The organism is Bacillus sp. AF62, from assembly GCF_050312695.1.
GTDB classification, from domain to species: Bacteria; Bacillota; Bacilli; order Bacillales; family Bacillaceae_G; genus Bacillus_A; species Bacillus_A cereus.
The window spans coordinates 62425-74733 of record NZ_JBNPJZ010000064.1 but is presented as its reverse complement, the minus strand read 5'-3'; the positions used below and the strand labels follow the sequence as shown (position 1 = coordinate 74733).

Genomic DNA, 12309 nt, shown 5'->3' with positions numbered 1-12309 from the left:
TTACTTGTATAATTATGTATCATAGAAAATATCCTTTTTTGTACAGATTATACCATAGATTCTAAACAGGTTCTTAGCATGTTAGTTCCTAAAGTGATAGGACCTATTATAAAACATATGAATCCTATTATGTCAGCTTTTTTTGTTTCTGTATGTATAGTGTCCTTGCTATCATGGGTAGTCATGCCGATTTTCGGTAAATTATTTCATCCATGGTTACAAAATAATAGAAAGTAGACGAGGTGTGAACATGAATTTACCGGATATGATCTTATATAACGGAAAAATTACTACCCTTGACCCTTCTCAGCCTGAGGTATCTGCTATCGCCATAACTGATGGTTTAGTCACTGCAGTAGGTGGAGATGAGATTCTTAATAGTGCCACGGAAAAAACAAAAAAAATAGACCTAAAAAGAAAGAGAGCTATTCCAGGCCTGAATGACTCTCATATACACGTTATTCGTGGTGGTCTGCATTATAATATGGAATTACGTTGGGAAGGCGTGCCATCACTTTTTATTGCTCTAGAAATGCTCAAAGAACAGGCAAGGCGTACACCTGCTCCTCAGTGGGTAAGAGTAGTTGGAGGTTGGTCTGAATTTCAATTTAAAGAGAGACGGATGCCAACATTAGAAGAGATTAATGCTGTTTCTGAAGACACGCCTGTCTTTGTGCTACATCTTTACGATAGAGCACTTGTAAATCGTGCAGGGCTACGTGCACTGGGATACACGAAAGATACCCCAGACCCTCCAGGCTGTTTAATTCAGCGGGATAAAAGAGGTAATCCAACGGGCCTTTTAATTGCTAACCCTAACGCTTCTATTCTTTATTCAAGTTTGGGTAAAGCTCCAGTACTTAATCTTGACGACCAGATTAACTCCACTCGCCATTTTATGCGTGAATTAAATAGATTAGGTATTACAAGCGCCATCGACGCAGGTGGTGGTTTCCAAAATTACCCTGATGACTACAAAGTTGTTGAACATTTAGCCGAGAAGGAACAATTAACTTTGCGTATTGCTTATAATCTATTTACGCAAAATCCTAATCATGAATATGAAGACTTTGCTTCATGGGCAAAAATTGTTTCTCCTGGTCAAGGAAATGATAAGTATAAAATGAATGGTGCCGGAGAAATGTTAGTATTCTCGGCAGCAGATTTTGAAAAATTTCAAATGCCACGGCCCGAACTAGCTACAGTAATGGAAGCCGACTTAAAGAAAGTAATTTCTCTATTGGTGGAAAACCGTTGGCCATTCCGTTTACATGCAACTTATGACGAGTCAATCACACGTTTCTTAAATGTATTTGAGGAAGTTAACAGAGAAATTCCTTTTAATGGGCTACGCTGGTGGTTTGATCATGCAGAAACAATCTCAGATCGTAGTATGGAACGTGTTAAGGCTTTAAATGGCGGTATTGCCATCCAAGACCGCATGGCTTTTCAAGGTGAATACTTTGTTGACTTATACGGAAAGGAAGCTGCAAAGCATACTCCTCCGATTTATCGTATGTTAGATCTTGGTATACCTGTTGGCGCCGGTAGTGATGCAACAAGGGTTTCCAGCTATAACCCTTGGGTCGCTCTTTACTGGATGGTTGCCGGAAAAACCATTGGTGGTCTTTCCATATACGATGAAAAAAATAAACTTGATAGAAAAGTAGCCCTGGAATTATATTCAAAAGGAAGTGCGTGGTTCTCTGGTGATGAAGGTAAAAAGGGAACCCTTGCAGTAGGTCAGTTTGCTGATATTGCTGTATTGTCTGCTGACTACTTTACTGTGCCAGAAGAAGAAATCAAAGACCTTGAATCATTACTTACCATTATGGGTGGGCAGGTTGTTTATGGAAATGATGAATTTAAAAATTTATCACCTGAATTGCCGCCAGCATCACCTGATTGGTCACCGACGGGCGTTTATGGTTATGGTGGTGCTAACCTAGCAAACACTATACTTTCTCACGATTCCCATGATAACAAGTTACATAGTTGTAGTAACCCTCTCCATCAACACACTCATACCGTAATAGGAAAAGATGGAACTAAATGGGGGATTGGTTGTACTTGCTTTGCTTTCTAAATCAAAACCACCGGTATAATGCCGGTGGTTTTCTTTCTACAATAAGGATATGTAGATTCAAAATAGCAGTGTATATCCCCATATGGAATCTGTTACTATGCGATAAGACCAAAGAATTGATTGATTAACTTAACTTGTTTTTGATAGCCTTCTCTCCTTGCAAAGTCTGTCCTTTTTTCCTTAATTAAAAGTCAATGGTATCCCCCTTTTTGATCGACTACACCACACATATAACCCCACTGTCCTTTGACTTTAATATAGATTTTAATTTTTTCAATTGTTACACTAGAATCATTATTATTTCTATTACACTGATACTTTTTGAGAATCATTTAACTTCTGCATAAAGATGCGTGCTGCAAAACTTAAAAATTTATCATCAAAGTGTATAAGATTAATATCTTGACTTGGTGTTGGATCAGTAATACGAACTATGCTCAAAGTATCATTATTAACAAAGTTAACCAGTGAAAGAGGTATTATGGCAACCCCATGTCCATTGTATACAAGGCTCAATAGAGAAATAGAAGATTTTGTTTCTATATTTGCTTCAGATAAAGATAACCCTAAACTCTCACAATATATCTTAATAGATTCACGACAACTACATGAAACCATTACTCTACTGATCCCTACTAATTCTCGAAAAGAAACAAATGATTTTTCATTCAAAGGATGATTTTTTGGAATGACAAGGACGAGCTCTTCACTATACAAAAGGGTGTTTGTTAATGTGTCTGGAATTTGAGCACTACGTGTAATCCCGAAATCAATATTTTTGTCAACGATTTGATTTACAGCAACTTCGGATTCTATAATCTTTACTACAATGTTGGGATAATGTTGTTGAAACTTCATAATATAAGGTGTTAAATAAGTGAGATCCTCTAATAGACCTCCTATAGTAATCACACCTCTTTTTACACCCTTTAATTCAAAAATTTCATTATAAACGTCATCAAATTGTTGCATGATAAATTTTCCTTTATCAAATAGCAGCTTACCCGCTTCTGTCATTTTGATACCTCTTCCAACTCGATGAAACAAGGGTGTATCAAGTTCACCTTCTAAAACTCGTATTTGTTGACTTAAAGTCGGCTGTGAAATACCTAGAACTTCCGCAGCTTTAGTGAAACTATTATTATTACAAACTTGAATAAAATACTCTAAATGACGTAATTCCATTCTTGATACCCACTCTCCGCTTTATGAAAGATTTATAATTTAAAGGACGATATGTATACGTTAACATAACAACTTTATTTCATATAATACCGATTGAAATTACACGCTTTATTCATTTTGTATTATAATAAATTTACTACCATTTATTAATTTTTCCTCCTATTTATTTAAATTATATTTAATTAGGACATTACTAATTCGAGATATATTTCTAAAGATTTATAGTTCTAGTGCATAATACCCTAATTTTTTCAACTTTTCGATTATCATTTTTTTCTCAATATAGTCCAAACCACCAAATATTTGCTGAATCGCCTCTTTATGCTGAGGAAAAATAATATCCATTAGTTCAATACCTTCTGAAGTAATTGACGCATACGTGACACGGCGGTCTTTAGGACATGGTTTTCGTATTAAGAACCTCTTCTTTTCCAACTTATCCACTACATACGTGATACTACTACTTGCAAGTAATATTTTGTCTCCAATTTTTTGTATAGGCTGATCGCCTTTACTATACAGTAGCTCAAGCACTGCAAATTCTGTTGGATTAAGTCCATAACTTTTTATATCCTCTTCAATACGCTTAGTAATTGACTGTATTGCCCTAGATAATATAACAAATAACTTTAAAGATAAGCTCTCATCGTTAATCACGCTCATAATTACCAATCCTTTACAAGTTATCTTGAATTCGAGATTCATTATATTATCGTCAAAATATTATGTCAATCATTCATTTTAGCTTTATCAATCCATTTATAATTTATTTCTCAACATATGACATATGGAATTAGAAGAAAACAATTGTTAATATATAAGTATCTCAATTACGTTATTTCTTTTAAAGAGAGCTTGTTTTTAATCGCAAGTTCTCTTTTGATATATTCTAAATTGAATCCGGACAATTTTCAGACGATAAGTCTGCCCCCATGTATATGATATAGTTTTTAAACAAAGATTAGAGCCCTCCTACAAGAAGGAGAGCTCTAATCTTTCATATAAATATTCACCATTTTTATCATTGCGGGGACATCAAAACTTTAACTTGATGAGGATATGGCACTACACCATGCACATCAAGTTGAGAATTCAGAATTTCCTCAAAACGAAAAACGGAATTATAACAAATTATTTATATAAATCATTTTATTAGCAAATATAGATGTAAGACGCCTAATAATTCCTTAGCGTACGAAATTCTTGTTTTGTTGGCAGAATCCATCGCTATCAAGCTAAGAAAATACAACTACCCCCAACACAAAATTTTGTGCTAACTTGTAACAAGATAGCTCTTTCGTTTTTAGATTATTAATTTCTTAAGTAGAAATGATAGCGGTACATTATTGGTTACATGAAAAAGTGCCAATCTTATCGATAATTTTATTATTTTAGCCAAGGAGACTCCTTCCTCAAGGAACGCGAAGTGAGTAGGTGGAGATGAATTAATTGGCATAGGACAAAAAATATCAGAATTTTTGGGAGTTCAAAGTGCTTAAACGTGGGTATTATTTAAGTTTTTTCATTGAGAATGCATAAATACAAACAAAACCAGTAACACACCTTTTCTGTGCCTTACTGGTTTTGTTAAAGGTCATCTTAAATTGTAGCTAGTTCAACGCAATTGTAAATTCTGAGTTCGGTGCGCCAGCAAATACAACTGTTCCGTTCTTTGGTAGTTTCACTTTGTTATTGTCACTAACAACGCTAAAATTGACGCATACTCCATTCTCATCATACACCGCGAATGAACTTCCTGATGGCAACTCCACAGTCATCGTTTTCCCTGCTGCCGTTTGCGGAATCGTAAACCATTTGGCATGCCCATTTTCTTGCAGTGTAACTTTCGATAATTGACCTGCATCAAGGGATTTTACGTTAGATTCACTGACGTATAAAAAGCTGGCCATCTCCATATATTCATTACCATTCTCTGTATAGAAATGAGCTTCCGTCGTATCCCGCCCATTTATCACGGGAATCTGAATTTGATGCGTCGCCGAATTTGGACCTGTAATTTTTTTGCCGTCCCAATACCCATCCTTGAGCGTAATTTGTGTGTTTAGAGGCATTAGTAGTCCTAGATAGTTTATTGAATTAAATTTTTCGTTAACGAGGTAGAACTTGCTACCCTCACGCTTCGCCCATGCAGCAGCTGTTTTCTTCGGTAACACATTGTTTTCTAATTTTTGGGCTAAATATTGAGTCAACACATTTTGCCCCAATCCCGGCGATGATTCATATGTGCTCTCTCTCAAATAAACTTTTCCATTCTTCTCAGTAACGAAGTTAAGCTTGGAGGTACCCTTCTCATTTATAAAGCTTCCATCCGCCGTATATACATATTTTTCTTCCGGTTTAGTTGGTAAAAACAGTTCTCCCTTCTTCGTAATTTCTATTTTGAAATGGCTTTGGCTATTTCCATAAAAACCCGCTTTTTTTACCACGTCTTGAGGTACTTTAGCCTTGACTGGCTTGCCGAAGGATTTATCTGGTTTTATATCCTTAATTGTCCCTTTCTCTTTAAGCCTAGCTAACAGTAATTTGTTTGCCAACAGTTGATTTGTCGTGCTGGAGCCGCCGGAGGACAATACAGCTGCTGCCATCTTCTGTTCTGGAAGCACGACCAATGTGGCATGTTGCAGTACCGTATCCCCACCCTTAGTCAACGCTTTTATCCCATATTCACTGAATGGGTATAATTTCACACTATCCCAGCCAAGACCATAGTTGAACATGTTTTCGCTATCTTCCGGCCACATGCCTCTTTTATATTCTTCTTGTTCCATCGCCTTGACTGCTTTATTAGAGAGAATTTCTTTTCCCTGTCCCATAAATATTTGTGAGAATCGCACCACATCTTCTGCAGTAGAAGAGATTCCTCCCGTACCAATCAAGTTTACCATTTCACTTGGAAGCTGTCCCTGGTATGTCGGGGAATACTGTCCAGCCCGCTTTTCGTCTTCCCATTTGTCTTGAGATGTTATCGTATGATTCAGTTTTAATGGTTCTGTAAACTTTTGATGTAGAAATTCAGTAAAACTCATACCGCTGACTCTTTCTACCAAGATCTCAGCCAGCGTAAAACCGTCATTACAGTATACTGAGAACGCACCAGGATCTGCCTTCAAGTTTTGGTTGGACAATTGCTGCAACAAGATATCATGGGCATAAGCATCACTATCTTTAAATAAAAATACATTATTGTACATGGAACCTTGCAAACCCGAGGAGTGATTCAACAGCATACGCGGTGTGATGCGCTTATATCGTTTATCTTTCATTTTGAACTCAGGAATATAGCGGGTAACAGGGGAATCCAAATCAACTTTTCCTTCGTCTACTAGTTTCATAACAGCCGCAGCTGTATATACTTTACTGGTTGAACCAATTCCGTATAGAGTATCTTTGGTTAGTGGCTCTTTCCCTTCTATGTCGTTCTTGCCTGTCTGCCCCGACAAAATAAGTTTACCATTATCAATCAGCGCATACTGCACGCTAGTAGTCTCATAGGACTTCGTGAGTAGTTCAGCGTTCTCTGCAGCAATCTTCTCCAAATCTTTGCTTCCAACTTCTTGGCTAGATACAACCGGAGTCTTACTGCTAGAAGAGGCTATCGCTCCTGTTGGTAGACTCATCGTTAGAGCCAAAGTAGCGGCTAACACCCCAGATAATTTATTTTCCATAAGAAAAATGCCTCCTTAGATAAATGATTGATTTCATCTTTTATTTGTTCAATTACAAACATCACATAAACTACTATTCTGTCTTTATCCCCTACTGTCTAAATTCAACAAGTAAAATACTTTTAAAAAGACCAGGATTCTCAGTTCTACCCATATTGTTCAAATTGCCGTCAACATATGTGTCCCTCCAGCAAAAGTATTAAATCCTGGAATAACACCTGTATGTCCCCCTATCGAGACAACGTTAGGCAGTTTAATTTCATAGATTCCTAGACCATATCTATTGATTCCTCCCTTTCCTGTAGAAACTGTAGTGAATATTTGTTTTAGTTGCTGTTCTTTCAGTAATTTGCCACCAAGCAAATAAGAAAAAAATTGTTTAAGTCGTTACACTTCCAATGTCAAAGCAAAAATCTGTTTTCATCGGTTTCTTAGTTCTTATATCCGCTACAGCCGCTACATACCCCCACGTTTTTCTATAGCGATTATCCCGGGGGATCCAAGTTGCAATGTATTTAGCATTACTTGTTCGACGGAAGTATGATCTCGTTGATTACTTATTTGTAATGACCTAAGTATATTTTTAGTGGAGCCTTTTTTTATAATTGAGACTGGTGTTAGGTATAATAAAGAAGTTCCGGCAATGCAAAATGCCAAATCTACAAATGGAAGTTAACTATATATTTTCATAAAACACTCTTGCTCTCTATTCATATAGTATGGGCGGTTGTATATTATTTCTTACTAACTAAACAGAGAGCATCTTCATATTGATTATTTTTACAAGCACCATTCTGTCATAAAAAACGGTAAATCCTCTTTTTTTCACATGTATGTTAGTACCATAAATGTTGTTTCATTTAGAATGCTCCTATTACTAGTTTGGCTTTCACATAAATATATCCTATTTACCTCCTTCTTTTACGCTTCTCTATATTTGTATCCTATACAATAAACATTTCTTTTTTCTTATGCATTTCTTACAATTTCCTTACGTTCAAATCACTTCTATTTGTGGATATCAAAACAAAGACGTTAAAAATCTGAATCTAATGGGACTGCACTTCTTGTGTCACACCTCATTATTGGGATATTAACAAGTAGCAATCTAAATAATGATGCAATAAGGCCTCTAACCGCAAAGACTGCAGGGATAGCCTAATAAATTTGATTTCTATTGAACACTTTACTTAGGAATTCCTCACTTCTAAGCGAAGTGAAAATAGTGAAGTTTAAGTATAGGAGTACTATGTTAACTTTTCATGAATATAATGTATCTCTTCACTATCTATTTGTGAATGGAGTTTCGGTAGCTAATGTAGATGCACCTATTTCAAGTATTGGTCCTGATGTAATATCTTTTAAATATACAGCTATAATAGTAAGTTTTATTTGATTAACCAACATTATTTTTTGGCCACTGTTTCTTCTTGTAGGAGTAATAAAGTTATTAAATTTTCCAGTTTCGATTTTTGATGTAATGCAATATCAGCTTGGTCTTCCATCTTTGCTTTTGTCTTGCTATTTAAGAAACTCTATCCTGGTCAGAGTTTCTTACAATTCGTAAAAGATAGATTTAAAAATAAGATTGGGTTATCTATAATTCTTACAGTAAGCACCATTCAAGTAATTATATTTTTGATGATGTTGTTTCTTGTGTCAATTAACAGTGAAGCAGATTCAATTTTTAATAGAACTTCATAGGGTTTGTTAATTTATTACTTTGTTAAAACTATTGTTTCCGGACCTCTAGGAGAAAACATTAGGTTAGAGAGGTTTTACACTAATGGAGCTTCAAAAAAATATTCCCCATTAAAACCTTCAATAATTATCGGTTTTTGGTGGGGAATGTGGCATTTTCCTATATAGTTTACTACAGGTTTTACAGGCATTCATTTAACCAAATATATTTTGTTTTTTATGGTTTCAATTATATCTACTACAATACTCATGCCAACATTTTATAATTTAAATCGCAATTTGATTATTCCAATTATCATCCACTTTTTTAAATTTTTTTATAGGCATAATAAATGGTCAATTGATTGAATTAATTATGTAAAATACAATTTTGTATTTAATAGTTGTGGTTTTAATATAGTTATAAATCCCAATGAGGTGTTATACGGAAACAAAACCCATAATATGTAAACGAAGATCATGACTTGAATCAGTAGTATTACAGTTTTTCTATGTATATTCTATACAAGATTTGTAGACATAACGTCTTATTATCGGTAGCAAGGAAAAGGCGAAATCTTATTCTCACAAGGGATTCACCTTTTTCTTTTTCTATAATTCTATGCATATTTATATATATTCCTATCCTGGCGCGGTTTTAGGGTTCGCCTTTGTTACTGAATGAGCCGAAAAACTGTATATAATCTTGCATACTCTTAGCGTGGTTATTTGCCAAAATGCTAGCGATACCCCATGCTCATCAACTTAAGAAATTAATTGTTCTCCAAAATGAAAGAAATAAGCCAAACTCTCATAAGTAACTGTAAAAAGGTAAAATTTCCGTTATGGGGGTGTCTCAAAATCTTAGCTTGATGGTGATGTGACGCTACCCCAATTAAGAAATATTACTAACCATATATCTATCATATTTTTTATAAACAGGATTAATTAGATTTAAAAAAAGATTTCTTTTTCTTTACTCGTAATAAGTCACCTGTCCATCCTTTGAATCGCATATACATATACATACCCCCTGTTGTGAAAATAATAAATAAGAGAGCGATTAAATAGCTATATTTCCATTCTAGTTCAGGCATGTATTTAAAATTCATACCCCATAATGCTCCTAAGGCTGTCAAAGGCGTACTCACAGCAGTTAATACAGTAAGAGCTTTCATAATTTCATTCCCACGATGAGAAGAAACAACTTCTTGTAAATGAATCATCGTGTCTAATTCTTCTTGGTACTCTTTAACAAGTTGTAATCCACGCTCTAATTTTACGTGTGTTTGTTTATAACAAAGTGTGTTTGTTAGTTTTTCTAACCAAGCTTCTTTTAGGCCTTGTAACACTTCTTGTATTAAGCGAAACACATGTGTGTTCATAAATAATTCATGACGAATATGATAAATCCTTTCTAAAACTGCTATGTTATTATGATGATAAAAATCCCATAATACATTTCTGAAATTGTTTTCAAAGTAGTCAACCTTTCGCAAATAGTGAGATATAAACATTGATAAGATAGCACATAATCCTTCAGCGGAACTGTTACAATTTTTTGTACCCATAGGGAAATTATGTATTAATTTTTGGAAATCCTCTTCCTCTTTTTCCTGAACTGTTATCAGTATTCCATGAGCTACGAAATAATGAAGAAATTTTTGAATTTTGGCATCCTTTTTATCTTGATCATATAAAAACGAACCATATACACAAGTTTGACTTGGTGATAACGTATAAACATATAATCCATTTTCACAAGGAGAACTTATCTTTTTTACAAATTGAGAGAAATAAGATGTTACATCACGAGGGATTATAGTAGAAAGTTTTTCAAGTTCACTAGTTTTCACATGATACCAACTCCATTTCGTCATTTCTATGCATTCCATATTATTCTTCCTTTCTAAATAGTTTTATGTTTGATCGAATCATATCCGTAATATGAAATTTGTATGTAGGTATTCATGTATTGGAGGAAAAGTTTTTAAATCATCTAAATTACAAAATAAATGACATAGGAGGTCTTATTCTTTTAAAAGTAAGACCCCCTATATATTAGTTATTTTTATTCTCAATTTTAAACATTTCCTCTATACAAGCACTTTTTATCTTTTCTTATAAAGAATTTATTATATGTGGAAAAGAAGCTACATAATTTGGCACGTCTATTAAACGAACTCCATTTCAGTCGTTATTATAATTTGGATTCATATGCAGATTGATTGGTGATGTCCTCAAATAATTGACTCCCAATAATGTAGTATCCATGAAGTGCAGCCTCTTTCGAAGCGTCTACCATACGGAAAGAAGAAATTTCACCTTGCATTTTTTCAATTCGTTTTTTGTGGAGATCTACTATTCCTCCTGTCCAAATAATAGTATCATACTGTTCTAACTTAAATTGTTCTTGTAATACACGCATGACGTCTTGGAAGTGTGCATCCAACTCTTTTTGAATCAAAGTATGAACCTGACTTGTCTCATGATTTTCTTCTCGACATTCATATCCTTTTTCTAATATGTTTGGCATGTCGTTAATATGCAATTGATTACTTTCACCCTCATGATTCTGCACGATATTCTTAATATTTTTCAAAGGCTTGCTACATCCTAGTTCCGTCTCATAATGATTTAAAATGAGATTCTGTTTCATATCTGTCATTTCTAATGTACGAAATCCACCATCAATAATTAAGATTCGATCTCGTTCCTGAATGATTCCCTCTTTTAAGAAATAGGCATGTAAAGCGACCGGTTGCTGAAGAATCAAAGCATTTTCAACCGTAATATTAATAAATTTTCCATCAATTTGCACGGAAGTTTCTTTTTTTAGTGCACGTTGTAATTGCTCATGCTGACTACCAAAACAAGTGATGGGAAGCCCGGTAACAACTAGAGGTAACACGACATTTTCTTTATAATCCTTTGCAATGCAACCAAATATTTGTTGTTTAAATCGTTCGCTTTCATAATAATTTTCTATTTCATCGTCAAATGGAGGAAGAAATGAAGCGTCAGATTGATGTGCTTCATTTCCCATGTAGTATGCAAAGTCTAAGTCTATAAAACTTACCTTTGTTAAATCTTCACTTTCAGCATGATTAGGTACAGGGGCTAGTGTGGAAGCTTCACTCTTGACCGTCATCTCAGAATCTACAGCCTGTCGATATGCCCTTTTGGTAAAGCCAATTCCTACATCAATTGCATACAGAGATTTCATACTTTTTTCCTCACTTTCTATTTTTAGAGTTAAATCTAAGCACTCTCTTCTTTCCCTTCTTTCACATATTTCTTTTCATTTTTCGTTTTTTCCCCGTCTAAGTTCTTACTATTTTCATTTATTTCGTAATCCTTTTCATCTGTTTTCTTTTTATTATTTTCGCTTTCTGTTAAGTCTTTAATGGTAGAAATGACAACTGGTGTGACTGTAAGCAGTTGTGGTAATGTTTGTTTTGCAACATTAGCTGCAGTTACAGAAAATTGTTTACTTGTCTCAGTTACCTTCTCCAATGTTTCCTTTATGTTTCCTTCTTGTAGTTTTTCTTTTACGCTTTTTCCTTTTGTTTGTATAGCTTTCCGATTTTCTTTTTTTAATAGGGAGACTATGACTCCGGTCGTAATTCCAATCACAGCATATTTAAATATTGTATGTTTCATTTTTCTCAT

The 12309-nt window shown here is 34.6% G+C and carries 7 protein-coding genes and 3 pseudogenes; 3 read left to right on the top strand and 7 right to left on the bottom strand.

Features of this window, described 5'->3' with window-relative positions; translation table 11 throughout:
- Positions 1–72: 72 nt before the first annotated feature.
- Positions 73–237: pseudogene (locus tag ACQRBL_RS14710) on the top strand (antibiotic biosynthesis monooxygenase); the annotation flags it as partial.
- 13 nt (positions 238–250) lie between these two features.
- Positions 251–2086, top strand: a complete 1836-nt coding sequence (locus tag ACQRBL_RS14705; RefSeq protein ID WP_023522384.1) for an amidohydrolase — start codon at positions 251–253, stop codon at positions 2084–2086.
- A 306-nt stretch (positions 2087–2392) separates the two neighbouring features.
- On the opposite strand, the gene ACQRBL_RS14700 is transcribed toward ACQRBL_RS14705, so the two are convergent.
- The 4 genes and pseudogenes from ACQRBL_RS14700 to ACQRBL_RS14685 form a co-directional block, all read right to left on the bottom strand.
- Positions 2393–3271: a LysR family transcriptional regulator gene (locus ACQRBL_RS14700; RefSeq protein ID WP_023522386.1), complete on the bottom strand. Its 879-nt coding sequence runs from the start codon at positions 3269–3271 to the stop codon at positions 2393–2395.
- A gap of 219 nt (positions 3272–3490) precedes the next feature.
- On the bottom strand, positions 3491–3934 hold the full coding sequence (locus ACQRBL_RS14695) for a MarR family winged helix-turn-helix transcriptional regulator (protein ID WP_016122794.1): 444 nt from the start codon (positions 3932–3934) through the stop codon (positions 3491–3493).
- A 947-nt stretch (positions 3935–4881) separates the two neighbouring features.
- The gene (locus ACQRBL_RS14690; RefSeq protein WP_023522387.1) at positions 4882–6957 is read right to left on the bottom strand and encodes a serine hydrolase domain-containing protein; all 2076 of its coding nucleotides are present in this window, start codon (positions 6955–6957) and stop codon (positions 4882–4884) included.
- Between the two features lie 91 nt (positions 6958–7048).
- Positions 7049–7341, bottom strand: a pseudogene (locus tag ACQRBL_RS14685) (serine hydrolase domain-containing protein); the annotation flags it as partial.
- Positions 7342–8362: 1021 nt separating this feature from the next.
- On the opposite strand from ACQRBL_RS14685, the pseudogene ACQRBL_RS14680 reads away from it, so the two are divergent.
- Positions 8363–9134 (top strand): annotated as a pseudogene (locus tag ACQRBL_RS14680) (CPBP family glutamic-type intramembrane protease).
- Between the two features lie 447 nt (positions 9135–9581).
- On the opposite strand, the gene ACQRBL_RS14675 reads toward ACQRBL_RS14680, so the two are convergent.
- From ACQRBL_RS14675 to ACQRBL_RS14665, 3 genes are all read right to left on the bottom strand, one after another.
- A complete protein-coding gene (locus ACQRBL_RS14675; protein WP_023522389.1) occupies positions 9582–10532 on the bottom strand; it encodes a magnesium transporter CorA family protein in 951 nt (316 codons plus the stop codon).
- 305 nt (positions 10533–10837) lie between these two features.
- On the bottom strand, positions 10838–11863 hold the full coding sequence (locus ACQRBL_RS14670; RefSeq protein ID WP_023522390.1) for a ParM/StbA family protein: 1026 nt from the start codon (positions 11861–11863) through the stop codon (positions 10838–10840).
- A gap of 35 nt (positions 11864–11898) precedes the next feature.
- Positions 11899–12300 carry a peptidase U61 gene (locus tag ACQRBL_RS14665; protein ID WP_411995964.1) on the bottom strand — a complete coding sequence of 134 codons (402 nt, stop codon included), beginning with the start codon at positions 12298–12300 and terminating at the stop codon, positions 11899–11901.
- Positions 12301–12309: the final 9 nt, after the last annotated feature.

What these genes read in the sequence shown, in the direction of transcription:
- ACQRBL_RS14705 (WP_023522384.1), top strand. Translation starts at nt 251, where the DNA reads ATGAATTTACCGGATATGATCTTATATAACGGAAAAATTACTACCCTT.
- ACQRBL_RS14700 (WP_023522386.1), bottom strand. Translation starts at nt 3,271, where the DNA reads ATGGAATTACGTCATTTAGAGTATTTTATTCAAGTTTGTAATAATAAT.
- ACQRBL_RS14695 (WP_016122794.1), bottom strand. Translation starts at nt 3,934, where the DNA reads ATGAGCGTGATTAACGATGAGAGCTTATCTTTAAAGTTATTTGTTATA.
- ACQRBL_RS14690 (WP_023522387.1), bottom strand. Translation starts at nt 6,957, where the DNA reads ATGGAAAATAAATTATCTGGGGTGTTAGCCGCTACTTTGGCTCTAACG.
- ACQRBL_RS14675 (WP_023522389.1), bottom strand. Translation starts at nt 10,532, where the DNA reads ATGGAATGCATAGAAATGACGAAATGGAGTTGGTATCATGTGAAAACT.
- ACQRBL_RS14670 (WP_023522390.1), bottom strand. Translation starts at nt 11,863, where the DNA reads ATGAAATCTCTGTATGCAATTGATGTAGGAATTGGCTTTACCAAAAGG.
- ACQRBL_RS14665 (WP_411995964.1), bottom strand. Translation starts at nt 12,300, where the DNA reads ATGAAACATACAATATTTAAATATGCTGTGATTGGAATTACGACCGGA.